This window comes from Pseudomonas sp. SCT, from assembly GCF_003864275.1.
GTDB lineage: Bacteria > Pseudomonadota > Gammaproteobacteria > Pseudomonadales > Pseudomonadaceae > Stutzerimonas > Stutzerimonas stutzeri_AE.
In genome coordinates this window covers 88391-113509 of record NZ_BDJA01000010.1, presented here as the reverse complement: position 1 = coordinate 113509, position 25119 = coordinate 88391, and the positions used below count along the sequence as shown (strand labels likewise).

Below are 25119 nucleotides of genomic sequence, written 5' to 3'. Positions count from 1 at the left end.
TGCCGCTTGGCAGCCGGCAGCCTATCGCCGTCTGTCAGCGAGTCAGCCGGGTGACCGTCGCCTGCATCGCGCCGGCAAACGGGCGCGACGGCAGGTAACGCCTCAGGCGCAGCGCCGGGCGCTCCACCAGGTGGAACGACAGCACGCCCATGGCCAGGCTGGCGGTCATGCTCAGCGCGATGAAGCCGTACAGCGAGAGCTGTTCGGTGCCGAGCCAGTGGATCAGCAGCTGTTGCAAGGGAAAACCGAAGAGGTAGATACCGAACGAGAAATCGCCATGGCGACCGAAGCGCGCCAGCCGCGGAATTTTCGCAAAAGCTAAATAGACGACCAGATAGGGCAGGGTCAGCATCGCCGCGACGCCCCCAGCGCCAGCACCGATGCCGACCGCCAACACCACGGCCAGCGCAAGAGCCAGCACGCCGCTGCGCGGAACCCTGTCAAACAACAGGTACAGTGCCACGCCCGCGTAAAAGTAGGCACCGAGCCGGATCAGGTTGACCAAGCCACGGCTATCCACGTCGAGCAGTGTCAGCAGGCCGATGTTGAGCAACATCAGGGCAAGAGCGCCAACCAGCACCGTCGAGCGCCGCAGAAGGCCGCTCAGGGCCAGGCCGACGAGCGAAAGGTCCATCAAGATTACGAACGGCAGCGTCCAGATGGAGCCGTTGACCGTATGCGGAAAGGGGTTGGCCGCAAACACGCCGGGCAGTCGATACTGGACCCAGAAGAACAGGTTGGACAGGTAGCCCCAGGTCTGGCTGTCGCTGTAATAGCGGCCAAGCGGCAGATCGGTCGCCAGCGGCCCGACTACCAGAACGGTCAGCAGAGTCACCACCGTCAGGGCCGGCAAGATCCGCAGCAGCCGTTTGGCAAAGAACGCGAAGACCTGCTGGCTGTTCTGCCAAGACGCGGTGATCAGGAATCCGCTGATCACGAAGAACATGTAGACGGCAATCGGACCGATACCGAACTGCCCCCCAGCTACCGCCAGCGGATTGCTGCGTTCATACAGCCAGAAGCTGTGACTGACCACCACCATCATCGCGGCGAGAAAGCGCAGAAAGTCGAAATTGTTTTCGCTGCGTGCCGGATGCTCCATCTGTTGCTCCCTGTCCCTTTCTCCAATTCAAAGCGCCACCCTGGACAATGTTCGGCCCAGTGACAGACGGCTAACTTCGTCCCGCATCGGCCCAGGTAGTTCCCTCGCAAAAGACAGGTTTATTGTCCGTTCGTCGCCCACGGACGCAGCGCAGAATCCTGACGCAGCCGGTCCGCGCGGACACTCAGCGCTTTTTCGCCGGTTTGCCGCCGCCCAGGCTCGGTACCTTGCGAATCGGCTTGGCGTTGGGCTTTTCGCTCTCGTCGAACCAGTTGCCGAGATGGATCTTGCCCTTGCCGCCGCCGTCCTTGGGCTTTTTCGGTTTCTTCGGCTTCTTGATGATCTGCCCGCCCAGTGTGGTGGTCGGCACACGATGGTCCGGTACGAAGCCCAGCTCGTCGTGGCGCGGCAGCACCTGGTTGATCAGGGTTTCGATGGCCGCAAGCTGATCGACTTCATCGGCACTGACCAGGGAAACCGCTTCGCCCGTGGCGCCGGCTCGGCCGGTACGGCCGATGCGGTGTACGTAATCCTCGGCGACGATCGGCAGGTCGAAGTTGACCACCTGCGGCAGATCATGGATGTCCAGCCCACGCGCGGCGACATCGGTCGCCACCAGCACCTGCACTTCGCCCGCCTTGAAGCGCTCCAGCGCGCGCAGCCGCGAGGCCTGTGGCTTGTCGCCGTGGATCGCATCGCTGGAAATGCCCGCAGCCTGCAGCTCGTCGACCAGCTGATCGACGCCCTTGCGCGTCTTGACGAACACCAGCACCTGGCCCCAGCGCTTTTCTGCCAGCAGGTGCAGGAACAGTTCGCTCTTGCGCTTCTTGTCCACCGGCACCAGCCATTGCTTGACCGTCTTCGCCGCGGCGTTGCGCGGGCTGACCTCGACCGACAGCGGATCGCGCAGCAGCTCGCGGGCCATCTGCCGGATCGCCTCGGAGAAGGTCGCGGAAAACAGTAGCGTCTGGCGCTTCTTCGGCAGAGCGGAGAACAGCTGGTCCAGCTCGTCGGCGAAACCGAGGTCGAGCATGCGGTCAGCCTCGTCCAGCACCAGCGCCTGCAACTGGTTGAAGCCCACCGCGTTCTGCCGGTAGAGGTCGAGCAAGCGACCGGGCGTGGCCACCAGCACGTCGATGCCCTTGCGCAGCGCCATCATCTGCGGGTTGATGCTGACCCCGCCATACACCGCGTAGGTGCGCAGCGGCAGGTTCTGCCCGTAGACGCGAAAACTCTCGTGCACCTGCTCGGCCAGCTCGCGGGTCGGCACCAGTACCAGCGCGCGTACCGCATTGCTCGCAACCTTGGCGCCTTCCATGGTCAGGCGCTGCAGCAATGGCAGGGCGAAGCCAGCGGTCTTGCCGGTGCCGGTCTGCGCCGCCGCCATCAGGTCGCGGCCCTTGAGCACGGCGGGAATGGCTTCGATCTGCACCGGCGTCGGCTTGCGGTAATCGAGGGTTTCCAGGGTCCGCAGCAGCGGATCGATCAGGCCCAGGGAGGCGAAGGTCATGGCAGGCTCGCAGCGCCGTTTCGGCGGGATGAAAAAGGGCGGATTCTAGCAGCAGCGCGGCAGCTCTCGCTCGGCCGCACCTCATGGCGAACGCCGTTCGAGCGGAGTTACGTTTTGCCATAACCGGCGGTGGCGGCGAACAACGCACTGCCGCAGGATAGGCGCGGCGCCACGGCGTCAAACCCTCACCTTCACGGAGACATCGATGGAAGCGCTGCTCGCCCACGGCCCCTTCGCCGAATTCGCCATGCTGCTGATCATCTCGGCGGTGGTCGGCGCGATTGCCGTGAGCCTGCGCCAACCCTTGCTGATCTCCTACATCGTGGTCGGCATTCTGCTCGGCCCAGCGCTGTTCGGTCCGGTCAATGCGGCTGAGCAGATCCACCTGCTGGCCGAAATCGGCGTTGCCGTGCTGCTGTTCGTGGTCGGGCTCAAGCTCGACCTCGCGCATATCCGCAATATCGGCCCGGTGGCGCTGGCCACGGGGCTGGGGCAGCTGACCTTCACCATCATCTTCGGCTTCGCGCTCACCCTGCTGATGGGCAAGAGCGCCATGGAAGCGCTTTACATCGCGGTGGCGCTGACCTTTTCCAGCACCATCATCATCGTCAAGCTGCTTTCGGACAAACACGAGCTGGACTCGCTGCACGGGCGTATCGCGGTCGGCTTTCTGATCGTTCAGGACCTTGCCGTGGTGCTGGCGATGATGACCATGAGCGCCCTGCGCGGCGCCGGCGATGCCGGCTGGGCCGAGGTCTCCGGCTCGCTGCTAATACGCCTGGCCGGCGCGGCCATCGTGATGTATGTGCTGATGCGCTACATCCTGCCGACGCTGGTCAGCCGCATGGCGCGCTCGCAGGAGCTGCTGCTGATCTTCGCCATCGCCTGGGGCACCGGGCTGGCTGCGCTGGGCGACTACGTCGGTTTCAGCAAGGAGGCCGGGGCCTTCGTCGCCGGCTTCTCGCTGGCCTCGACGGCGTATCGCGAGGCGATGAACGCGCGGCTGACCGGCATCCGCGACTTCATGCTGCTGTTCTTCTTCATCGACCTGGGCGGCAGGCTGGATTTTTCCACCCTCGGCAACGAGATCCTGCCGGCCGTCGTGCTGGCGTTGTTCGTGCTGATCGGCAATCCGCTGATCGTCATGGCGATCATGGGCTACATGGGTTATCGCAAGCGCACCGGCTTTCTCGCCGGGCTAACGGTGGCGCAGATCAGCGAGTTCTCCATCGTCTTCGTCGCCATGGGCATCACCCTCGGCCATGTCGGGCCGCAAGCGCTGGGGCTGACCACGCTGGTCGGACTGGTGACCATCATGCTCTCGACCTACATGATCCTGTTCTCGCAACCGCTCTACGAACGGCTGGCGCCCTGGCTCGGCGTGTTCGAGCGCAAACGCCCCTATCGCGAGCTGGAAGTGGAGGCTCTGGGGAAGCCGCAGGGCCATCCGCGCATCATCGTCTTCGGCCTGGGCCGCTATGGCTCGCGCCTGTTGCAGCAGCTGGCGGCAGCGCGAATGCCGGTGCTTGGCGTTGATTTCGACCCGGAAGCCGTGCGCACCCTGCGCCGCAGCAAGCTGCCGGTGCGTTTCGGCGACGGCGAGGACCCGACCTTTCTCGAATCGCTGCCGTTGCAGCACGCCGAATGGGTGGTCACCAGTTTTCCGCAATGGGAGGCCAATCGCGCCTTCCTTCACGCGCTCAAACATGCCGGCTTCCAGGGCAAGATCGCCGGGGTGGTGCGCGATGACCAGCATGGCAAGGCGCTGGATGCAGCCGGCGTCGCGCGCGTACTGAACCCCTTTACCGATGCCGCCGATTTCGCCGCACGCAGCCTGATCGAGGAGCTCGGCACCAAGCCCAAGTCACCAACGCACCCAGTCGCGAAGCGCTGAAAGCGGCCATGTGTGCGGCGCTGGCAGACCAGCGGACTTCAGCAAGAGGCCGTTCCGCCGCTAACCTGCCATCAGTCCGGTCCCCATCGAGTGCGTCCATGAGTTCAAGCAACACCCGCAACGCCCCAGCTGCCGATGCCCATGCCTGTCATGGCGCCAGCGAGCACGGCGCCTGCCCCAGCTGCGCCAGCGGCGAACGCCTGGGCTTCGGCTTCAGCTACGCCTTTCAACCGATCATCGACCTGCGCAGCCGGCAGATCTTCGCTCATGAGGCGCTGGTGCGCGGCGTCGGCGGCGAGCCGGCCCCCACCGTGCTGTCTCAGGTCAACGAGGACAATCGGTTTCGCTTCGATCAGGCCGGCCGGGTCAAGGCAATCAAGACCGCTGCCAAACTGGGCATGCAGAGCAAGCTGTCGATCAATTTCATGCCCAACGCCATCTACCGCCCCGAGCTGTGCATCCGCTCGACACTGGAAGCCGCCCGCGCCCATGACTTTCCCATCGAGCGGATCATCTTCGAGACCGTCGAAGGCGAACGCATCAGCGATGGCAAATGGCTGACCGAAGTGTTCCGCGAATACCAGCGCATCGGCTTTCTCACCGCCATCGACGACTTCGGTGCGGGCTTTGCCGGGCTCAACCTGCTGGCCGACTTTCAGCCGGACCTCATCAAGCTGGACATGGACCTGATCCGCGGCATCGACCAGAGCCGTCCGCGTCAGGCCATCGTGCGGGCGACGGTGGCAATGTGCGAAGAGCTGGGCATCCAGGTGATTGGTGAAGGTATCGAGACCGCCGACGAATGCAGCGCCCTGTTCGACCTGGGCATTCACCTGATGCAGGGCTATCTGTTCAGCCGGCCGCTGTTCGAGGCCTGCGGCCAGGCGGAACAGCTCGCCTGGCCGCAGTGATCATCAGGTGCGCAGCAGCTTGAGCAGTTCCTGCGCCGCCGCTTCCGATGAGGCGGGGTTCTGCCCGGTTACCAGCAAGCCGTCGACCTGCACGTAGGGCTTCCAGTCCGCCCCCTTGCTGTACTGGCCGCCCCGCTCGCGCAGGCGGTCTTCGAGCAGAAACGGCACCACTTCGGTCAGCTCCACACCGGCTTCCTCGCCATTGGTAAAACCGGTGACGCGCTTGCCCTTGACCAGGTATTCGCCATCCTTGCCGCGAACCTCGGTCAGTGCCGCCGGTGCATGGCAGACCGCGGCCACCGGCTTGTCGGCCTTGACGAAGGACTCGATCAGCGCGATGGAAGTCGGGTTATCCACCAGATCCCACAGCGGGCCATGGCCGCCGGGGTAGAACACCGCGTCGAAATCCTCGGCCGTGACCTGATCCAGCCGGTAGGTATTGGCCAGCAGCGTCTGCGCCTCGCCGTCGCCGTTGAAGCGCTCGGTGGCCTCGGTCTGGGCGTCGGGTTCGTCGCTCTTCGGGTCGAGCGGCGGCTCGCCACCCTCGGGCGAAGCGAGTACCACCTGCGCGCCGGCATCCAGGAAGACGTAGTACGGCGCAGCGAATTCCTCCAGCCAGAAGCCGGTCTGTTTGCCGGTGTCGCCCAGCTGGTCGTGGGACGTGAGCACGATAAGAATTTTCATGGAGCCTCCTTGTTGAAGCGCGACGTGAACAGTTGAGACTACCCTCACGGGCACATTGCTCCGCGGCCAAAACACATCCATGAAAAAGGGCGCCGCAGCGCCCTTCGAAAAAACCGTTCTGGTTAGATGCGAAAGCTGTCCACCAGCTGCTTGAGCCGGCGCGCCTGCTGGTCCAGGTCGCCGCAGGCGCGCAAGGTCGACTGCAGGTTCTCCACGCCCTGCTGGTTCAGCGTGTTGATCTCGGTGATGTCCATGTTCAGCGACTCGATCACCGCGGTCTGTTCCTCGGTGGCGGTGGCCACCGACTGGTTCATGCCGTCGATCTCGCCGATGCGCTGAGTGACCTCGCCGAGGCGCTCGCCGGCGCGGTCCGCGATGGAGACGCTGGACTCGCTCTGCCGCTGACTCTCGGTCATGGTCTGCACCGAGGCGCCGGCGCCGACCTGCAGCTGTTCGATCATCTGCTGGATTTCCTGCGCCGAACTCTGCGTGCGGTGCGCCAGGTTGCGTACCTCGTCGGCGACCACGGCAAAACCGCGGCCTGCCTCGCCGGCCCGTGCCGCCTCGATGGCGGCATTCAGCGCGAGCAGGTTGGTCTGCTCGGAAATGCCCTTGATCACCTCGAGAATCTGGCCAATGTCGACGGTCTTGGCGTTGAGTGCTTCGATCTGCGCACAGGACGCGCTGATCTTCGCCGACAGCTCGCGCATCGCGGCGATGTTCTGCTCGACCACCTGACGACCGTCCTCGGCCTGATGCCGCGCACCGCTGGCCTGCTGCGAGGCATCGGCCGCGTTGCGCGCGATCTCCTGCGCGGCGGCGCCGAGCTCGTTGATCGCTGCCGCCACGCTGTTGGTGCGGCTGGCCTGCTCATCGGAGTTGGCCATCGAGGAGTTGGACGCTGCCAACACCCGGGCGGCAACCTCGTTAACCTGCTGCGTCGCGGAGGACACTTCGCGAATGGAGGTATGAATACGCTCGACGAAGCGGTTGAAGGCCGAGGCCAGTTCGCCGAATTCGTCCTTCGACTGTACCGCCAGCCGCCGGGTCAGATCGCCCTCACCTTCGGCGATGTTGGCCATGGCGCGGCCCATGTCGGTCAGCGGGCGCATCAGCACGCGCATCAGCATGCCGAGCAACAGCAGGATCACACCAACGGCGATCAGTGCCGCGACCACAGCGGAGGTGCGGAAGCTGGCCAGGGCGGCGTAGGCCTTGGCCTTGTCCAGCGAGATACCGACGTACCAACTCACCGAGGGCAGGCCCTGCACGCGGCTGAAGCTGAGGATGCGGGTCTGTCCGTCCAGTTCAGCCTCGCTGTAGTTGGCGTCCAGCGACGGCGTGTGCCCCGGGAACAGTTCGCCAAGCGACTTCATCACCTTGCTGCCGTCCGGGTGCACCAGGATCTTGCCGTCGCCGCTGACCAGAAACGCATGGCCCATGCCGTTGAAGTCCAGCGCGTTGATGATTTCAACCAGTACCTTGAGCCCCAGATCGCCGCCAACGACGCCAATGTTCCGACCGTTCTGCTGCGCCGGGGTGGCGATGGATATGACCAGCTCGCCGCTCGCCGCATCCACATAGGGTTCGGTCAGCGTCGAGCCGCCGGCGGCTATCGCGTCCTTGTACCAAGGGCGCGCGCGTGGATCGTAGTCGGCGGGCATCTCTTCGGCAGGCCGCATGAGGAAGCTGCCATCCTGCCCACCGAGGTAACTGAACATGAAGGTCGAAGCCAGCGCCTTCTGCTCAAGCAGCTCGGCTACTCGGGCTTCGGCGTCGTCGCTGCCGATGCTCTGCGCGGCGCTTTCCACCAGCAGGATACGGCCGGACAACCAGTTCTGGATGTTGTGCGCGGTGACGTCGCCCATCTCATCGAGGTAGCTGTTGAGATTGTCGCGAATGGCATTGCGCTGCAGGTAGTCGTTGAACAGGGTGAACAACGAGAAGGTCGCAATCACGATCAGCGATGCGGCCAGAAGGATCTTGTGGCTGAACTTCAGGTGCTTGGGCATGGCGTGGTCCGCAACGGTTCGGGCAAATAGAGCGTCCGTGTTCCGTGCGCCAGATCCCTGGCTCTCAGTCAGGGTGTCGGCCAAGCGCAGCCGAACTTTACAATTGCATGACGTAGATCAGTTCGTGCACCAGGCCTGCCGGCGAACGGTCGGCACCGTGCCCGCCGTAATCGCAGCCGCAGAAACGAAAACGCCAGCCTCGCGGCTGGCGTTTCCTGATGCGCCGATGAACTCAGCGCCCGGCCAGCGCTGGCATCACTCGCGGGCGCAGCAGCTCGCCGACCAGGGTGAGTGCACCGATCGCGCCGGCGATCCAGTACCAGCGCTGCAGCGGGTCGAAGCCCAGCCAGCCGAGCGCATGCAGGAACACCATCAGGATCAGCACCGGGCAGACGTAGCGCACCATAAACAGCCATAGCGCGTAGCCCAGCGGCGGCAGATTGAGCTCGTCGCGCATGATCTCGCTGCGCAGTGCGTAACCGGCCAGCAGCACAGTGAAGATCCCGCCCAGCGGCATCATCCAGCGCGAGGTCAGGTAATCCAGCCAGTCGAAGAAGTTCTTGCCCATCGGCGTCCAGCCGGACATGAGGTTGAACGAGAGCATCGCCAGCATGCTGATCACCAGCAGTACCGCACCCGAGCCCATCGCCGCCTTCAGGCGCGAGATGCCGTGCTTCTCGTTGAGGTAGGCAACGGTGGCTTCGATCATCGAGATCGCCGAGGTCAGCGCTGCGATCGATACCATGGCGAAGAACAGCACGCCGAACGCAGTGCCGAACGGCATCTGCTGGAAGGCCAGCGGCAGGCTCATGAAGATCAGGCCAGGGCCGGCGGTCGGGTCCATGCCATTGGCGAAGATGATCGGGAAGATCGCCAGGCCCGCCAGCAGCGCCACGCAGGTGTCGGCGATGGCGACCATGAAGGTGGTGCGTGCGATGGATTGGTCATCCGGAATATACGAGCCGTAGGTAAGGATCGCCCCGGAAGCCAGGCTGAGGGTGAAGAACGCGTGACCAAGCGCGGCCAGCAGCGCCTCGCCGGTGATCTTCGAGGTGTCGAAGCTGAACAGGAAGGCGAAGCCCTGATCGAAGCCGCCACTGGTCACCGCGTAACCCACGAGGATCAGCAGCAGCACGGCCAGGCCCGGCATCATCCAGCGCACGGCGTTCTCGATGCCCTTCTGCACACCCTTGGCGACGATCCACAGGGTCAGCAGCGCTACCAGCAGACTCCAGCCGCCGAGCTGCCAGGGGTTGGCGTTATGCGCCTCGAATACGCCGCCCAATGCCTCGACGCTGGTCGCGGCCAGCGAGCCGTCGAGCATCTTCACCGTGTAGGCGAAGGCCCAGCCGGCAACCACCACATAGAAGCAGAGGATCAGGAAGCCGGCCGTCATGGCCATGCCGCCGACCGCCTTCCACAGCGGGTTGCCGTTGTTCTCGCGGACCACCCGGCCGATGGCGTCGATCGGGCTGCCACGGCCGCGGCGACCGATGGCGATCTCGCACATCATTACCGGTACGCCGATGGCGAGGATGCACAGCAGGTACATCAATACGAAGGCACCACCGCCGAACTCGCCGGTGATGTAGGGGAATTTCCAGATGTTGCCCAGGCCCACGGCGGAGCCGGTTGCCGCGAGGATGAAGCCCCAGCGCGACAGCCAGAGGTTCTTCGGTTTTTCACGAGTCATACGTCACCTGTTTGTTGTTATCTGTGACGGGATCGGGACCGTCGCGCAGGGCGCGACGGCGTGCAAGGCGGATTCAGTCGTTCATTGAGCGTCGGGCTGCACCTCCGGCGCGGCCTGCTGGAAGGCCGGAAGCGTCTCGCAGCGTGCAACGATCTCGAGAATGCGTGGATACGCCGCGAGGTCACAGGCAAAACGGCGCGCATTGTATACCTGCGGCACCAGGCATGCCTCCAGATAACCTGGCCGATCGTTCAGGGAAAGCTTGTCACCAAAGGTTTCCAGGCCCTGCTCCACCGCCGCCAGCCCCTGGCTGACCCAATGCTGATACCAGGCATTCTTCGCCTCGTCATCGACGCCCAGTTCGGCGCTGAGGTACTGCAGCACGCGCAGATTGTTCAGCGGATGGATCTCGCAGGCGATGTGCATGGCCAGCGAGCGCACCTGGGCGCGCTCGACCGGATCGGCCGGCAGCAGCGCCGGTACTGGAAACACCTCGTCGAGGTACTCCAGGATCGCCAGCGACTGGCTGATGCGCGCGCCGCCATTGCCTTCGTCCACCAGCAGCGGCACCAGCTGCTGCGGGTTGAGGGCGCGGTAATCGGCCGCACGCTGCTGGCCGCCATCCTTGACCAGATGCACCGGCACCTGGCGGTAGGCCAACCCCTTGAGGTTCAGCGCGATGCGCACCCGGTACGCAGCGCTGGAGCGCCAGTAGCCGTAGAGCGTCAGCTCAGTGCTCATAGCGCTCGACCTGCTGATCGATGGCGCCGAAGATGCTCTGCCCGGCGGCGTCGAACATCTCGATGCGCACTCGGTCGCCAAACTTGAGGAACGGCGTCTTCGCCTCGCCGTGCTCGATGACCTCGAGCATGCGCTTCTCGGCCAGGCAGGACGAGCCGGCACTGCGATCGTAGTTCGACACCGTGCCCGAGCCGATGATGGTGCCGGCGCCCAGCGGACGGGTACGCGCGGCGTGGGCGACCAGGGTCGGGAAGTTGAAGGTCATGTCGGTGCCGGCATCCGGCTGGCCGAACAGCTCACCGTTGATATGCGAGACCAGCGGCCGGTGCACCTTGCCGTCGCGCCAGGTTTCGCCCAGCTCGTCCGGGGTCACCGCCACCGGCGAAAAGCTCGACGACGGCTTGCTCTGGTAGAAGCCGAAGCCCTTGGCCAGCTCGCCGGGAATCAGGTTGCGCAGCGAAACGTCATTGACCAGCATCAGCAGCTGGATGTGCGCCGCCGCCTCAGCCGGCGTCGCGCCCATCGGCACGTCGTCGGTGATCACCGCCAGCTCGCCTTCCAGGTCGATACCCCAGGCCTCGTCAGCCAGGCGGATCGGCGATTGCGGCGGGATAAAGGCATCGGCGCCGCCCTGGTACATCAGCGGGTCGTGCCAGAAGGATTCCGGCATTTCCGCACCGCGCGCCTTGCGCACCAGCTCGACGTGGTTGACGTAAGCGCTGCCGTCGGCCCAGTGATAGGCGCGCGGCAGTGGGCTGTGGCAGGCGGCCTGGTCGAAGGCGAAAGCGCCCTCCTCCAGCCCGTCGTTGAGACGCTGGTAGATCGCCTCCAGCTTCGGCTTGCAGTAGCTCCAGTCATCCAGCGCGGCCTGCAGCGTGGCGGCGATCTGCGGCACTTTCACCGCCCGGGCGAGATCACGGGAGACGACGACGAGCACGCCGTCGCGGCCCTGGTTGAGGGTTGCGAGTTTCATCAGGATTCCTTGCCCGGCGCACGCCAGGAGTTGACGTATTCGGGGACATCGACGGCGGCGGCAGCCTCGCCGACTTCCAGCGCGCGGCGGGTGTCGATCATCACCGCCACCTCGTCGGCAAAGGTCGCCGGGTCGGTACTGGCCTTTTTCAGCGCCTTCGGATGCGGCCCGTGGGGGAAGCCGCAGGGGTGGAAGGTCACCATGCCCTGCTCGATGTTGTCGCGGCTGAAGAAGTTGCCGCGGTGGTAGAACAGCACTTCGTCGTAGTCATCGTTGTTGTGGAAGAACGGCACCTTTAGCGCACCCGGATCGGATTCCACCGGCCGCGGGGTGAAGGTGCAGACCACGAAACCGTTGGCGACGAAGGTGGTGTGCGCTGACGGCGGCAAGTGGTAGCGATGGCTCATCAGCGGGCGGATGTCGCGCCAGTTGAGCCGTACCACGGTGTTGTCGCCGTGCCAGCCGACCACGTCCAGCGGGTTGTACGGGTAGGTCACGGTAGTGATCTGGTCTCGCCGCTTGATGCGGATCTGCCAGGGGTTCTCGTCCTGCTGCACGCGGAAGGCGTCGTCCAGGCGAGGATGGTCGAGCACCGCGGCGTCGAAGATGGCATGCGGGCCGACCAGGCCCTTGTCCGGCAGCTGATAGGCGCCGTCGGTGTTCTCGATCAACAGCATGAACACCGGCTGCGTCGCCTCGATGCGCCAGGCGGTGCCGCGCGGGATCATCAGGTAGTCGCCGTCGCGGAATTCCAAGTGACCGAAGTCGCAGTACAGATGCCCGGCGCCCTCGTGGATAAACAGCAGTTCGTCACCGTCGCCGTTGCGCACCAGATGACGCATGGCGCCGTTGGTCTTCCACAGGCGCAGCTTGACGTCAGCGTTGTGCAGCGCGAGCGGCGCCTGCAGCGGGCAGTCGCCTTCGCTGGGGATCTGATTGAAGTTGAAGGCGTGCGGACGCAGCGGGCCTTCCCAGTCGATCCAGCCGGTCGGCGGATGCTTGTGATGCAGGTGCGAAGCCGGGCCGAAGAAGCCTTCGCGGCCCATTTCGCGCTCGTAGGTGCCCTGCGGAAAATCGCAGTGCGCCTGTCGCGAACTCTCACCCTCGCGGATGGGGAAACTGATCCATTTGCGGCTCATGTGCCTCTCCTCGTGATACCGCGTGATCTCAATGGCGGCGCAGTGGGTGCCGATGCGTAGGGTGGATGTCGCGTAGGGTGGAAGACTGCGAAGCATCTTCCACGCGTCTGAACCGGCCGGCCCCACGCGGGCCCGTTGTTCCCGCCATACGCGTGGATGTGCTTCGCGACATCCACCCTACGCATCCCACCTGGCTCCAGACTTACTCGTCCGCCTTGATCACGCCGCGGCGCACCTGGTCTTCCTCGATGGATTCGAACAGCGCCTTGAAGTTGCCTTCGCCGAAGCCCTGGTTGCCCTTGCGCTGGATGATCTCGAAGAAGATCGGGCCGATCACCGTGTTGGTGAAGATCTGCAGAAGGATGCCGTCATCGCCCGACGTACCGACGCCCGGCGCTCCGTCGATCAGCAGGTTCAGCTCGCGCAGCTGGTCGAGCGGCTCGCCGTGACCGGCGACGCGGGTGTCGACCTTCTCGTAGTAGGTGTCCGGGGTGGTCATGAAGTCCACGCCATTGGCGCGCAGGCGGCGCACGGTCTCGTAGATATCGTCGGTGGACAGCGCGATGTGCTGGATGCCCTCGCCGTGGTACTCGCGGATGAATTCCTCGATCTGCGACTTGTCGTCGGCCGACTCGTTGATCGGGATGCGGATCTTGCCGCAGGGCGCGGTCATGGCGCGGGAGAACAGGCCGGTCAGCTTGCCTTCGATGTCGAAGTAGCGAATTTCGCGGAAGTTGGCGATGCGCTCGTAGAAGCCGGACCAGACATCCATCTGCCCGCGCATGACGTTGTGGGTCAGGTGGTCGATGCACATCAGGCCGACGGCGTTGTCGTTTGGCGTGCGCCCTTCGATGTACTCGAAGTCGACGTCGTAGATGCTCTTGTCGCCGTAGCGATCGACGAGATACAGCAGCGAGCCGCCGATGCCTTCGACACAGGGGATGTTCAGCTCGCCGAAGTTGGCGTGGCTGCCGACCAGCTTGGCGCCCTGGGATTCGACGTAGGCGGCGGCCTGGGCGGCATTCTTCACCCGGAAGGCCATGGCGCAGGCGCTCGGGCCGTGCTTTTCGCCGAAGGCGCGCACATGCCCGGTGGGGCTGCCGTTGAGCACGATGTTGATATCGTGCTGCTGGAACAGCCAGACCTCCTTGGAGCGGTGCTTGGCGGTTTCGGTAAAGCCCATCTGGGTGAACAGCGTGCGCAGCTGTTCGATGCCCTCGGCATTCGGCGCGGTGAATTCGACGAACTCGAAGCCGTCGGTACCGATGGGATTGTGCTGTTCGATCTTGTTCACGGCGTTCATATCGCCTCCTGATTATTGTTGTGAGGACTGCCGCTGCACGGCTTGGCTGGCCCCATCACACCCCAGGGCCGAGCGCCGAACAATGCTGTTTACGAGTACGGCAAGCAGCCGGCGCCATCCCTGCTGTCAGGTTTTCCTTACAGCGCCTGTTTCGCTGAAAAGCCTGGCCCGGCGGCTTGCCAGGCGTAACGAAAAGCTGACAGAGCGGTGCGACAACCTGCCGCACATGTCATCTCCCGCTTAACCTGGCGCATAAAAAAGGTGGGCTGAAGCCCACCCCATGAAGGCCTGCGTTGGCCTGCCTATGGGATGGACCTGAGCCCACCGAAACGGCTTCCTGAGAAGCCCGCAGCATTCTTGTAGGGTGGGCTTCAGCCCACCAGGCGACCCGCTAGATCAAGCCGAGCAGGTTGAGAAACACCAGCACGATGGCCACCGGCGTGCCGTAGCGCAGCAGGTTCCACCAGGCCTGGAACAGCCCGGCGTTGCGAATGCCGATGGCCTCGCTGACCACGTGACGCTGCAGCACCCAGCCGGTGAACAGCACGGTGCCCAGCCCGCCCAACGGCATCAGCCAGTTGGTGGTGAGGTAATCCAGGGTGTCGAAGAAGGTCTTGCCGAACAGCTGGTAGTCCGCCCAGTGATTGAAGGAGAACACGCTGCCCAGGCTCAGCAGCCAGAGCACCAGACCACTGCCCAGCACGGCCTTGGTCCGGCTGATACGGAAGCGTTCGGTGAGCCAGGCGATGCTCGGCTCGGAGAGCGAGATGGCCGACGTCAGCGCGGCGATCACCAGCATGATGAAGAACAACCCACCGACGACCTGCCCCAACGGCATCTGGCCAAAGGCGATCGGCAGCGTGACGAAGATCAGCCCCGGCCCGGCACCCGGCTCCAGGCCGTTGCCGAACACCAGCGGGAAGATCGCCAGGCCGGCCAGCAGCGCCACCGCGGTATCGGCCAGCGCCACCAGAATCGAGGTCTTGGCGATCGAGGTGCCTTCCGGCAGGTAGGAGCCGTAGACCATCATCGCGCCGCAGCCCAGGCTCAGGGTGAAGAAGGCATGACCGAGGGCGATCAGCACGCTCTGCGCGGTCAGCGCGGAGAAATCCGGCACGAAGAGAAACTGCAGCGCCTGGGCGAACTCGCCTTCGATGGCGGCGTAGACGACCAGCACCAGCATCAGCACGAACAGCCCTGGCATCAGAAAGCGCAGCGATCGCTCCAGCCCGCCGCGCACGCCGAAGCCGACGATCAGCATGGTCGCCGCCAGCACCAGCGTGGCGCAGACCACCAGGCGCAGCGGGTCCGCCAGCAGCGCGCCGAACTGCTCGCCGCTGGCCTCGCCGCTGACCCCGGCAAAGCCGCCGCTGAAGGTCGCCGGCACATAGGCCAGCGCCCAGCCAGCCACCACCAGATAGAAACTCAGGATGAGAAAGCCGGTCAGCCCGCCGAGCCAGCCGACCACGCGCCAGCGCGAACTGGCTCCGGCTTCACGGGCCAGCCGAGCGACGGCGCCATCAGGGTTCGCCCGACCGCGACGGCCGATCATCACCTCGGTCATCAGCAGCGGAATGCCGATCAAGAGGATGCAGGCGAGGTAGACCAGAACGAAGGCGCCGCCGCCGTTCTGCCCGGTCACGTAGGGGAATTTCCAGATATTGCCCAGGCCCACCGCCGAGCCGGTGGCGGCGAGGAAGAACACCCAGCGCGAGGACCATAGGCCGCGGCTGGCGTTGTCTTGGATGCGTGCGCGCGCGCCGGCGAAGGTGCCGGCCGCGAGGCTGGTTTTATCGGTCATTGCGGATTCCTGCTTGTTGTTTTTGTCAGGGATGGTGCGAACGAACGGAGCTGGCACGGCTCTGGCGATCAGCGCCCGCCGCCCCGCTCAGCGAAGGCCGGCGCACTCAGGCGCCCGGCCGGGATCACTCATGAAGCCTGGCGCTTGAACGCTTCGGTTTGCGGCACGCCACCGGCGTGCAGCCGCTCCAACGCCAGGCGATCGGCGATCACCGAAGTCGGTTCACCGCTGGCAGCGGAGCGGGTGAAGATCTCGCCCAGCGTGTCGCCGATGGCTTTTACATGGGCGTCGATCTGCGCGGCGCTGCCGCCGGTGCGCTGGTAGTAGACGTCGATGATGCCGCCGGCGTTTATCGCGTAGTCCGGCGCGTAGAGCTGGTTGCGCCGCTGCAGTTCGATGCCGATCTCGGCGGTTGCCAGTTGGTTGTTCGCCGCGCCGGCGATCACCGGGGCGCGCAGCACTTCCAGGGTCTGCTCGTTGAGGATGCCGCCCATGGCGCAGGGCGCGAAGACATCTACATCGAGACCGTAGATATCCTGCGGGCGCACCACGTTGGCGCCCACTTCCTCCATCGCCTGCTTGACGTTGGCATCGAAGATGTCTGCCACCCACAGCTCGGCGCCGGCAGCTTTGAGGTGCCGCGCCAGGCCCAGACCGACATGGCCGACGCCCTGGATCGCCACCTTCAGCCCGGCCAGGTCATCGCGACCGAGGCGCTGACGCACCGCTTCCTTGAGGCCGACGAACACCCCGTAAGCGGTGGATGGCGAGGGGTCGCCGCTGGCGATACTGCCATCCAGCGTGGTGCGCGGCGTGGCGCCCACCACATGGCGGGTGCGCTGGGCAAACGCCTGCATCTCGGCATCGCCGGTGCCCGAGTCCGCAGCGGTGATATAGCGCCCACCGAGGCTGTCGACGAAGTCGCCCATCGCATGCAGCAGCGCCTGGCTCTTGCCGGTATGCGGGTCGCCGATGATCACCGCCTTGCCGCCGCCGAGTTTAAGCCCGGCCAGCGAAGATTTCAGGGTCATCCCGCGCGACAGCCGCAGCACATCGCGCAGGGCGTCGTCGTCATTGGCATAGGGGAACATCCGGCAGCCACCCAGCGCCGGACCGAGGCGCGTGTCGTGGATGGCGATAATGGCTTTCAGACCCGACGCCTGGTCATGGCAGAAGACCACCTGTTCGTGGCGATCGAAGTCGGGGTGAGCGAAGACGGACATTTGGGTTACCTCGTTCTTGTTGGTCTGGTTCCCTGCCGTGGGCAGGGCCTACTTGTCTGGTACCGGGGCCACCGCTATTCGGGCGATCGCGGCCGCGAAAAACTGGCTGTCAGTCGTTACTCCTGTGCCAGTAACTTCGCGGCCATCGCGCTAGGCCGCAGGCTGGAACAGCCGCACGCTCTGCACCTCGTCGCCCTTGGCCAATTGCTCGCGGAGCAACTTCTCCTGCTGGCGGGCCTTGGCGATGGAGCGTTCCTTCACCGGGCCGTAGCCGCGGATCTGTTCCGGTAGCGCGGCGATGGCCACGGCAGTGCGGTAGTTGGTCGGCTTGAGCTGGGCCAGCAGCTCGTCCACGGTCTTCTCGTACTCCGTGATCAGCTGGCGCTCGACGCGGCGGTCGTGGCCATAGCCGAACGGATCGAGCGGCGTGCCGCGCAGGAAGCGGAACTTGGCCAGCACGCCGAACACATTGAGCACCCATGGTCCCAGCTCGCGCTTGCGCGGCTCGCCAGTGACGGGGTCACGCTTGGCCAGCCAGGCCGGGGCGAGGTGGAACTGCAGCCGGTAGTCGCCCTCGAACTGCGCCTCGAGCTGCTGGCGGAATTCCGGCTCGCTGTAGAGGCGCGCCACCTCGTACTCATCCTTGTAGGCCAGGAGCTTGAAGTAGTAGCGGGCGACGGCCTTGGACAGCGCCAGATCGTCCGCGCTATCGGCCTCGCGCACACGCTCGACCAGCTGGCGATAGCGGCGCGCCAGCCCGGCGTTCTGGTAGCGGGTAAGGAAATCCACGCGCCACTCGACGATCTCTTCCAGGGTTTTACAGATCGGCTCCGCTATTTCAGCCGGACGTGCCAGCTGCTCCACCGTTTCGCGTTCGAGCACGGCACGACGGCCCCAGCGGAAGGCCTGCAGATTCAGCTTGGCGGCAACGCCATTGAGCTCGATAGCCTTCTCGATGGCCTCGGCGCTGATCGGCAGCAGCCCCTGCTGATAGGCGAAGCCGAGCAGGAACAGGTTGGTGGCGATGCTATCGCCGAGCAGTCGCGTGGCCAGGCGGGTGGCGTCGACGAAGTGGGTCTTGTCGGCACCGACCGCCGCGCTGATGGCCTGACGCATGGCCGCGCCGGGCACCTGGGCATCGGGGTTGCGGGTGAACTCGGCGGTGGCCGATTCGTGGCTGTTCACCACGGCGTTGCTGATCTGCTCGTTGAGGCGGGTCAATGACTCGTCGCCCGCCGCGACAATCAGGTCGCAGCCGAGCAGCAGATCGGCCTCACCGGCGGCGATGCGCACGGCGTAGATGTCGCTCTGCTTCGCGGCGATGCGCACGTGGGTGGTCACCGGGCCGAACTTCTGCGCCAGGCCGGCCTGGTCGAGCACCGTGCAGCCCTTGCCTTCCAGGTGCGCGGCCATGCCGAGCAGCGCGCCGAGGGTAGTCACACCGCTGCCGCCGACACCCGGAATCAGCACGTTCCATGGGCGATCCAGCGTTGGGTGCTGCGGCTCGGGCAACGTCGCCGCCTCGATACCGCCAGCTACGGCTTCGGGCTTACGCAACCCGCCGCCATGCACGGTGACGAAGCTCGGGCAGAAGCCCTCGACGCAGGAGAAGTCCTTGTTGCAGGCGTTCTGATCGATCTCGCGCTTGCGCCCCAGTTCGGTTTCCAGTGGCAGCACCGCCAGGCAGTTGGACTTCTCACCGCAGTCGCCGCAACCCTCGCACACTGCCGGGTTGATGAAGGCGCGCTTGGCCGGGTCTTCCAGCTTGCCGCGCTTGCGCCGACGACGTTTCTCGGTGGCGCAGGTCTGGTCGTAGATGATTACCGAGACACCCTTGAATTCGCGCAGCTCGCGCTGCACGGCATCCAGTTCGCGGCGGTGATGGAAGCTGGTGATCGGCGCGAAGCTGTCGCGGGTCGGGTACTTGTCCGGCTCATCGCTTACCAGAGCGATGCGTTTGACGCCCTCGTGGAAGATCTGCCGGCTGAGCTGGTCGACGCGCAGCTCGCCGTCGATGGGCTGGCCGCCCGTCATGGCCACGGCATCGTTGTAGAGAATCTTGTAGGTCACGTTCACGCCGGCCGCGACGGCCGCACGCACGGCCAGGCTGCCGGAGTGGAAGTAGGTGCCGTCGCCGAGGTTCTGGAACATGTGCGGGGTGTCGGTGAACGGCGCCTGGCCGATCCAGTTGACGCCCTCGCCGCCCATCTGGGTAAAGGTCTCGGTGCGCCGGTCCATCCACTGCACCATGTAATGACAGCCGATGCCGGCCGAGGCGCGACTGCCCTCCGGCACCTTGGTCGAACTGTTGTGCGGGCAACCGGAGCAGTAGTGCGGGGTGCGCACGGTGTCGTAGCTGCGCGCGGCCAGGGCCTTTTCCTTGGCATCGAGGAAGGCCAGGCGAGTGAGGATGCTTTCGCTGGTGTAGATCGGCGCGAGGCGCTTGGCGATCACCCGCGCGATCATCGCCGGGGTCAGCTCGGAGAGGTTCGGCAGCAGCGAGTTGCCCTGTTCGTCGAACTCGCCGACCACCCGCGGACGCTTGCTGACGGGCCAGTTGTAGAGCTGCCCGGTGAGCTGGTCCTCGATGATGCTGCGCTTCTCCTCGACCACCAGAATCTCGTCCAGCCCCTGGGCGAATTCGTGCACCGAGACCGGCTCCAGCGGCCAGCTCATGCCGACCTTGAGCACGCGCAGGCCGACCGAGGCGCACAGCGCTTCGTCCAGGCCAAGGTCGTCCAGCGCCTGGCGCACGTCGAGATAGGACTTGCCGGTGGTGATGATGCCCATGCGCGGATTCGGCGAATCGAGCATCACCCGGTTCAGGTTGTTGGCCCGGGCGAAGGCGCGTGCGGCGTAGATCTTGTACAGGTTGAGGCGCTTTTCCTGAGCCAGCGGCGGGTCCGGCCAGCGAATGTGCACGCCGTCCTCGGGCAGCTCGAAGTCTTCCGGGATGCGCGTCTGCATGCGTAGCGGATCGACTTCCACCACGGCGGAGGAGTCGACGTTCTCGGCGATGGTCTTCAGCGCCACCCAGCAGCCGGAGTAGCGCGACAGTTCCCAGCCGATGATGCCGTAATCGAGAATTTCCTGAACGTTGGCCGGATTCAGCACCGGAATCGAGGCGGCGATGAAGGCATGCTCGCTCTGGTGCGGCAGCGTCGAGGACTTGCAGCCGTGGTCGTCACCCGCCAGCAGCAGCACGCCGCCGTTGGGTGCAACACCTGCCGCATTGCCGTGCTTGAACACGTCGCCGGCGCGGTCGACGCCCGGGCCCTTGCCGTACCACATGGCGAATACGCCGTCGTACTTGGCACCGGGGAACAGGTTGGTTTGCTGGCTGCCCCACACCGCGGTGGCGGCCAACTCTTCGTTGACGCCGGGCTGGAAGTGGATGGCGTGTTGCTTGAGGTAGTCGCGGGCTTCCCAGAGGCTCTTATCGAGCCCGCCCAGTGGCGAGCCGCGATAGCCGGAGATGAAGCCACCGGTATTCAAACCACGGGCCTGATCACGCTGATGCTGCAGCATCGGCAAGCGGGTCAGCGCCTGGGTGCCGGTGAGGTACAGATGTCCGGTTGCAAGCCGGTACTTGTCGTCCAGACGGATCTCGGCCAGAGACATGGGGCGCTCCTAATTTGTTGTTATCGGAGTCAGGGCAGCGTTGTTCGCTACCCGCCTGACGCAGTCATAGAGAAACCGCACGGTTGTTTCTCGATGCTGGCAATCGGCAGGGGATCACCCCACCGTCGCGTGTCGATTAACAGTCTGGCCGTGACGAAGAGAGATTTTCTTTCTACTTTTGCGGTAGAACAGTGCTTCTGTGCATGACCCATTCGCTAACAACAAGAAAACAGGCACGACCATGCAGACTTCGCCACTAAGCAGCATCGATCGCAAGATTCTCCTGCTGCTGCAACACAACGCCGATCTCTCCGCGGCGGAAATCGCCGAGAAGGTCGAACTGTCGCAATCGCCGTGCTGGCGACGCATCCACCGCATGCAGGAGGAAGGGCTGATCGAGCGCAAGGTCGCCCTGCTCAACCCGAAGAAGCTCGGGCTGAACATGACGGTGTTCGTCAACATCAAGCTCTCGGCCCACGGACGCAGCAACCTCGACGAGTTCGAGCGGGCGGTGGTGGGTTACCCCGAAGTGCTGGAGTGCCACACCATGGCTGGCGAGTCGGATTACCTGCTCAAGGTGGTGGCGCGCGATATCGACAGCTACGAACGCTTCCTGCGCGACCAGCTTTTGCAACGCCCCCACGTGCAGGAGGCGCACTCGCATATCGCCATGAGCGAGGTGAAGCGGACCACGGAGTTGCCGCTGGATTGAGCCTTCAGACGGATTCGCGGCAGGCGGTGGATAAGGCGGAGCCGTTATCCACCCTACGGGCGAAGCAGCCGCCACGAGGGAATGAAAGCGTAAGGTGGACAACGGTCAGAGCCTTTTCCACGCGTCCACCAAGATCGCCTCCGACACCGTCCCAAACATCCGCATGCGTCGGCCCTGGTTACGGTGAGTAAGGCTTCGCCGTTATCCACCCTACGCACCGACGCACCGCTTGCACTCCTACTCCTCCGGTATCCCTTCCAGCCGCGCGCCCCGTCCGATCTCCCGCTCGGCGAACCAGCCCTGATCCATCTCCAGCGCGTAACGTGCCGGCCGCTTCGAACAACGAATCTCGGTATTGAACGGTTCCAGATCGATCACATCGACCAGAACGCCGTCCTCATCGAAGAACGCCGCGGACAACGGCAGCGGCGTGTCCTTCATCCACAGGCAGTGCCGGCGCACTTCATCAAAGCGGAACAACATGCCGCTGTCGCTGGCCAGTTCGCTGCGCCCCATCAGCCCGCGTTCGCGCTGGGCGACGGTCTGCGCGTATTCGGCGTGCAGCTCGTGCCCCTGAAGGCGCAGCCGCAGCGGCTCTTGCGCCTGAGCGGAGCCCACAAGCAGCAGCGACAGTAAAAGCGCAACACGCATCGACCAACCTCCTCAAGCGCAGCGGGAACAGCCGGCCGCCGCCGCACTCATAAGCGAAGCGCCGCACCTGCGCGGCGACATAACGACAACAAGGGAGAACCCCATCGTGCTCAACAGAATAACCGCGGCCAGCGTCTACCTGGTGCAACGCTTCCTCCCCTCGCCCTTCGTCTTCGCCATCCTGCTCACGCTGATCGTGCTGATCGCCGCCATGCTCAGCACCGGTCAGGGCCTGCCGACGATGGCGCAGCACTGGGGCAACGGCTTCTGGAACCTGCTGGCCTTCACCATGCAGATGTCGCTGATCCTGGTCACCGGCCATGCCCTGGCACGGGCGCCGGCAATCAATCGCCTGCTCGACCGCATGGCGCGCATCCCGCAGTCGCCCGGGCAGGCCATCATTCTGGTGACGCTGGTGGCGCTGGCCGGCTCCTGGATCAACTGGGGCTTTGGCCTGGTGATCGGCGCGGTGTTCGCCCGCGCGCTGGCGCGCCAGGTGCGCGGCGTTGACTATCCGCTGCTGGTGGCCTCGGCCTACTCAGGCTTCCTGATCTGGCACGGCGGCTTTTCCGGTTCGATCCCGCTGTCCCTGGCCAGCGGTGGCGCCGATCTGGAAAAGATGACCGGCGGCGCGCTGACCGAAGCCATCGGCGTCGGCCAGACGCTGTTCGCCTCCTACAACCTGATCATCATCGCCGTGCTGGTGGTGGGCCTGCCGCTGTTGAACTGGGCTATGCAGCCGAAGACGCCGAAAGTGGTCGACCCGGCGCTGCTGGAGGAACCCCAGCCGAGCGACATCCCGCGGGAAACCGCCACCCAGCGCCTGGACGACAGCCGCATCCTCGGCCTGATCATGGTTGCCCTGGCGGTGCTGTTCTTCTACCAGCACTTCAGCAATAACGGTCTGGCACTGAGCCTGAACATCGTCATCTCGATCTTTCTCTTCGCCGGCCTGCTGATGCATGGCACGCCGGAGCGCTACATGCGCGCCATCGAGGAAAGCATTCGCGGCATCGCCGGGATCGTCGTGCAGTTCCCCTTCTACGCCGGGATCATGGGCATGATGGTCGGCGCCAATGCCGCTGGTGTGTCCCTCGGCCGCCAGGTCACCGACACCTTTATCGCCTGGTCGTCGGCCGAGAGCTTCCCGGTGCTGGCCTTTCTCAGCGCCGGGCTGGTCAACGTCTTCGTGCCCTCCGGTGGCGGCCAGTGGGCGGTACAGGGGCCGATCATGCTGCCGGCTGGCGCCGCGCTCGGCGTGGCACCGGAAGTCACGGCCATGGCGATCGCCTGGGGCGATGCCTGGACCAACATGATCCAGCCGTTCTGGGCCCTGCCGCTGCTGGGCATCGCCGGACTCGGGGCGCGCGACATCATGGGCTACTGCCTGCTCTGCCTGGTGTTCTCCGGTGTGGTGATCGCTGGTGGGCTGTACTTCCTGACCTGATACGCCTCTGCATTCCGGACCGCGCTGCTGTCCGGAATGCTGGACCGCACTGTCCAGCATTCAAGACATCGATACCGTCCACCATTTTGGACAGCCTGCAGAAACCCTATCGAAATCAGTGAGTTGCATATCTGGCACGGAACTCGCTAAATCACCGTGCGGCCTGTCCGCAGCCGAAACAAGAAAAACAATGCGCCTGCCGTGCAGCAGCGAGTCCCCGAATGCCCTCGGCAGCGTTCGGTCGTGCCGCACGGGGCCAGGAGATCGTCCCCGATGAGCGTCGTCATCGCCCTTGCTGCATTGGCCCTGCTGATGCTCGCCGCCTACCGCGGCTACAGCGTCATTCTGTTTGCTCCCATCGCCGCCATGGGTGCGGTGCTGCTCACCGACCCGTCCGCGGTGGCGCCGGCGTTCACCGGCATCTTCATGGAGAAGATGGTCGGCTTCATCAAGCTCTATTTCCCGGTATTCCTGCTCGGTGCGGTGTTCGGCAAGCTGATCGAAATGTCCGGCTTCTCGCGCTCCATCGTCGCCGCGGCGATCCGCCTGCTCGGCACCAGCCAGGCGATGCTGGTGATCGTGCTGGTCTGCGCGCTGCTGACCTACGGCGGCGTGTCGCTGTTCGTCGTGGTGTTCGCGGTGTACCCCTTCGCCGCCGAGATGTTCCGCCAGAGCAACATGCCCAAGCGGCTAATCCCGGCGACCATCGCCCTCGGCGCGTTCACCTTCACCATGACCGCCATTCCCGGCACGCCGCAGATCCAGAACATCATCCCCACCACCTTCTTCAACACCACCACCTGGGCTGCGCCCTGGCTGGGTCTGATCGGCACCGTCTTCGTCTTCGGCCTGGGCATGCTTTATCTGAAGTGGCAGCTCGGCAAGGCCATGGCCGCCGGCGAAGGCTACGGCACCAACCTGCGCAACGAGCCGGAAACACCCGCCGATATTGCCCTGCCGAACCCCTGGCTGGCGCTGTCGCCGTTGATTCTGGTGCTGGTGGCCAACCTCTTGTTCACCCGCTGGATTCCCGAGTTCTACGGCACCAGCCATAGCCTGCAGCTACCGGGCATGAGCGCGCCGCTGGTCACCGAGGTCGGCAAGCTCACCGCCATCTGGGCGGTGGAAGCGGCGCTGCTGCTGGGCATTGCCCTGGTACTGGCGACCAGCTTCGGCACCCTGCGCGGCAAGCTTGCCGAGGGCAGCCGCACGGCGGTCGGAGGCTCGCTGCTGGCGGCGATGAATACCGCCTCGGAATTCGGTTTCGGCGCGGTGATCGCCTCACTGCCAGGCTTCATCGTGGTGGCCGATGCGCTCTCGGCGATTCCCAACCCGCTGCTCAACGAAGCCATCACCGTCAACCTGCTGGCCGGCATCACCGGCTCGGCCTCCGGCGGCATGAGCATCGCGCTGGCGGCGATGGCCGACAGTTTCGTCGCTGCGGCGAATGCCGCGCAGATTCCCCTGGAAGTGCTGCACCGGGTTGCCTCGATGGCCTCCGGCGGGCTCGACACCCTGCCGCATAACGGCGCGGTAATCACCCTGCTGGCGGTCACCGGGCTGACCCACCGCGAATCCTACAAGGACATCTTCGCCATCACCCTGATCGCCACGGCCGCGGCCTTCTTCGTGATCGGCGTGTACTACGCTACCGGCATCGTCTGATGGTGGCGGCTGCTCGCCGTTATCGGCGAAGCGCCGC

Annotated in this window: 18 protein-coding genes; 5 read left to right on the top strand and 13 right to left on the bottom strand. The window is 64.9% G+C overall.

Going from position 1 to position 25119, the window contains the following annotated elements; translation table 11 throughout:
- Nucleotides 1-34: 34 nt before the first annotated feature.
- A complete protein-coding gene (locus tag BHD08_RS20805; RefSeq protein ID WP_125024696.1) occupies nucleotides 35-1102 on the bottom strand; it encodes an acyltransferase in 1068 nt (355 codons plus the stop codon).
- A 184-nt stretch (nucleotides 1103-1286) separates the two neighbouring features.
- The gene (locus BHD08_RS20800) at nucleotides 1287-2612 is read right to left on the bottom strand and encodes a DEAD/DEAH box helicase (RefSeq protein ID WP_125024694.1); all 1326 of its coding nucleotides are present in this window, start codon (nucleotides 2610-2612) and stop codon (nucleotides 1287-1289) included.
- Between the two features lie 205 nt (nucleotides 2613-2817).
- On the opposite strand from BHD08_RS20800, the gene BHD08_RS20795 reads away from it, so the two are divergent.
- Both BHD08_RS20795 and BHD08_RS20790 read left to right on the top strand, forming a co-directional pair.
- A complete protein-coding gene (locus BHD08_RS20795) occupies nucleotides 2818-4506 on the top strand; it encodes a cation:proton antiporter (RefSeq protein WP_125024692.1) in 1689 nt (562 codons plus the stop codon).
- Between the two features lie 98 nt (nucleotides 4507-4604).
- The gene (locus BHD08_RS20790; protein WP_015278217.1) at nucleotides 4605-5417 is read left to right on the top strand and encodes an EAL domain-containing protein; all 813 of its coding nucleotides are present in this window, start codon (nucleotides 4605-4607) and stop codon (nucleotides 5415-5417) included.
- A gap of 3 nt (nucleotides 5418-5420) precedes the next feature.
- On the opposite strand, the gene BHD08_RS20785 is transcribed toward BHD08_RS20790, so the two are convergent.
- The 10 genes from BHD08_RS20785 to BHD08_RS20740 all read right to left on the bottom strand — a co-directional run bounded on the left by BHD08_RS20785 (nucleotide 5421) and on the right by BHD08_RS20740 (nucleotide 20607).
- Nucleotides 5421-6101, bottom strand: a complete 681-nt coding sequence (locus BHD08_RS20785; RefSeq protein ID WP_125024690.1) for a type 1 glutamine amidotransferase domain-containing protein — start codon at nucleotides 6099-6101, stop codon at nucleotides 5421-5423.
- Between the two features lie 122 nt (nucleotides 6102-6223).
- Nucleotides 6224-8113, bottom strand: a complete 1890-nt coding sequence (locus tag BHD08_RS20780) for a methyl-accepting chemotaxis protein (protein WP_125024688.1) — start codon at nucleotides 8111-8113, stop codon at nucleotides 6224-6226.
- 232 nt (nucleotides 8114-8345) lie between these two features.
- The gene (locus tag BHD08_RS20775) at nucleotides 8346-9806 is read right to left on the bottom strand and encodes a sodium-dependent transporter (protein WP_125024686.1); all 1461 of its coding nucleotides are present in this window, start codon (nucleotides 9804-9806) and stop codon (nucleotides 8346-8348) included.
- 81 nt (nucleotides 9807-9887) lie between these two features.
- The gene (gene maiA, locus BHD08_RS20770; RefSeq protein ID WP_125024684.1) at nucleotides 9888-10547 is read right to left on the bottom strand and encodes a maleylacetoacetate isomerase; all 660 of its coding nucleotides are present in this window, start codon (nucleotides 10545-10547) and stop codon (nucleotides 9888-9890) included.
- On the bottom strand, nucleotides 10537-11520 hold the full coding sequence (locus BHD08_RS20765) for a fumarylacetoacetate hydrolase family protein (protein ID WP_125024682.1): 984 nt from the start codon (nucleotides 11518-11520) through the stop codon (nucleotides 10537-10539). The genes maiA and BHD08_RS20765 overlap by 11 nt, the downstream gene beginning before the upstream one ends.
- Complete coding sequence (locus tag BHD08_RS20760) at nucleotides 11520-12659, bottom strand: homogentisate 1,2-dioxygenase (RefSeq protein ID WP_125024680.1); 1140 nt, start codon at nucleotides 12657-12659, stop codon at nucleotides 11520-11522. Before BHD08_RS20760 ends, BHD08_RS20765 begins: the two co-directional genes overlap by 1 nt.
- Before the next feature lie 202 nt (nucleotides 12660-12861).
- Nucleotides 12862-13962, bottom strand: coding sequence for a 4-hydroxyphenylpyruvate dioxygenase (gene hppD / locus BHD08_RS20755; protein WP_125024678.1), 1101 nt, complete (start codon nucleotides 13960-13962; stop codon nucleotides 12862-12864).
- A 391-nt stretch (nucleotides 13963-14353) separates the two neighbouring features.
- Nucleotides 14354-15763 (bottom strand): sodium-dependent transporter, encoded by a 1410-nt coding sequence (locus BHD08_RS20750; RefSeq protein ID WP_125024676.1) that lies wholly within the window; start codon nucleotides 15761-15763, stop codon nucleotides 14354-14356.
- 128 nt (nucleotides 15764-15891) lie between these two features.
- The gene (locus BHD08_RS20745) at nucleotides 15892-16986 is read right to left on the bottom strand and encodes a Glu/Leu/Phe/Val dehydrogenase dimerization domain-containing protein (protein ID WP_090519425.1); all 1095 of its coding nucleotides are present in this window, start codon (nucleotides 16984-16986) and stop codon (nucleotides 15892-15894) included.
- A gap of 150 nt (nucleotides 16987-17136) precedes the next feature.
- Nucleotides 17137-20607 carry an indolepyruvate ferredoxin oxidoreductase family protein gene (locus BHD08_RS20740; RefSeq protein WP_125024674.1) on the bottom strand — a complete coding sequence of 1157 codons (3471 nt, stop codon included), beginning with the start codon at nucleotides 20605-20607 and terminating at the stop codon, nucleotides 17137-17139.
- Nucleotides 20608-20848: 241 nt separating this feature from the next.
- Here BHD08_RS20740 and BHD08_RS20735 point away from each other — a divergent pair, with 241 nt between their 5' ends.
- Nucleotides 20849-21319: an Lrp/AsnC family transcriptional regulator gene (locus tag BHD08_RS20735; protein WP_003281718.1), complete on the top strand. Its 471-nt coding sequence runs from the start codon at nucleotides 20849-20851 to the stop codon at nucleotides 21317-21319.
- A gap of 237 nt (nucleotides 21320-21556) precedes the next feature.
- On the opposite strand, the gene BHD08_RS20730 is transcribed toward BHD08_RS20735, so the two are convergent.
- Nucleotides 21557-21970 carry a DUF192 domain-containing protein gene (locus tag BHD08_RS20730; RefSeq protein ID WP_125024672.1) on the bottom strand — a complete coding sequence of 138 codons (414 nt, stop codon included), beginning with the start codon at nucleotides 21968-21970 and terminating at the stop codon, nucleotides 21557-21559.
- A 106-nt stretch (nucleotides 21971-22076) separates the two neighbouring features.
- Here BHD08_RS20730 and BHD08_RS20725 point away from each other — a divergent pair, with 106 nt between their 5' ends.
- Nucleotides 22077-23417, top strand: a complete 1341-nt coding sequence (locus BHD08_RS20725; protein WP_125024670.1) for a short-chain fatty acid transporter — start codon at nucleotides 22077-22079, stop codon at nucleotides 23415-23417.
- A gap of 273 nt (nucleotides 23418-23690) precedes the next feature.
- The gene (locus BHD08_RS20720; protein ID WP_015278230.1) at nucleotides 23691-25082 is read left to right on the top strand and encodes a GntP family permease; all 1392 of its coding nucleotides are present in this window, start codon (nucleotides 23691-23693) and stop codon (nucleotides 25080-25082) included.
- The last annotated feature ends 37 nt before the right edge of the window (nucleotides 25083-25119 follow it).

Coding starts and splice junctions, on each gene's coding strand:
- BHD08_RS20760 (WP_125024680.1), bottom strand. CDS start 12,659: ATGAGCCGCAAATGGATCAGTTTCCCCATCCGCGAGGGTGAGAGTTCG.
- BHD08_RS20775 (WP_125024686.1), bottom strand. CDS start 9,806: ATGACTCGTGAAAAACCGAAGAACCTCTGGCTGTCGCGCTGGGGCTTC.
- BHD08_RS20735 (WP_003281718.1), top strand. CDS start 20,849: ATGCAGACTTCGCCACTAAGCAGCATCGATCGCAAGATTCTCCTGCTG.
- BHD08_RS20780 (WP_125024688.1), bottom strand. CDS start 8,113: ATGCCCAAGCACCTGAAGTTCAGCCACAAGATCCTTCTGGCCGCATCG.
- BHD08_RS20800 (WP_125024694.1), bottom strand. CDS start 2,612: ATGACCTTCGCCTCCCTGGGCCTGATCGATCCGCTGCTGCGGACCCTG.
- hppD (WP_125024678.1), bottom strand. CDS start 13,962: ATGAACGCCGTGAACAAGATCGAACAGCACAATCCCATCGGTACCGAC.
- BHD08_RS20785 (WP_125024690.1), bottom strand. CDS start 6,101: ATGAAAATTCTTATCGTGCTCACGTCCCACGACCAGCTGGGCGACACC.
- BHD08_RS20745 (WP_090519425.1), bottom strand. CDS start 16,986: ATGTCCGTCTTCGCTCACCCCGACTTCGATCGCCACGAACAGGTGGTC.
- maiA (WP_125024684.1), bottom strand. CDS start 10,547: ATGAGCACTGAGCTGACGCTCTACGGCTACTGGCGCTCCAGCGCTGCG.
- BHD08_RS20795 (WP_125024692.1), top strand. CDS start 2,818: ATGGAAGCGCTGCTCGCCCACGGCCCCTTCGCCGAATTCGCCATGCTG.
- BHD08_RS20790 (WP_015278217.1), top strand. CDS start 4,605: ATGAGTTCAAGCAACACCCGCAACGCCCCAGCTGCCGATGCCCATGCC.
- BHD08_RS20805 (WP_125024696.1), bottom strand. CDS start 1,102: ATGGAGCATCCGGCACGCAGCGAAAACAATTTCGACTTTCTGCGCTTT.
- BHD08_RS20740 (WP_125024674.1), bottom strand. CDS start 20,607: ATGTCTCTGGCCGAGATCCGTCTGGACGACAAGTACCGGCTTGCAACC.
- BHD08_RS20750 (WP_125024676.1), bottom strand. CDS start 15,763: ATGACCGATAAAACCAGCCTCGCGGCCGGCACCTTCGCCGGCGCGCGC.
- BHD08_RS20765 (WP_125024682.1), bottom strand. CDS start 11,520: ATGAAACTCGCAACCCTCAACCAGGGCCGCGACGGCGTGCTCGTCGTC.
- BHD08_RS20730 (WP_125024672.1), bottom strand. CDS start 21,970: ATGCGTGTTGCGCTTTTACTGTCGCTGCTGCTTGTGGGCTCCGCTCAG.
- BHD08_RS20720 (WP_015278230.1), top strand. CDS start 23,691: ATGAGCGTCGTCATCGCCCTTGCTGCATTGGCCCTGCTGATGCTCGCC.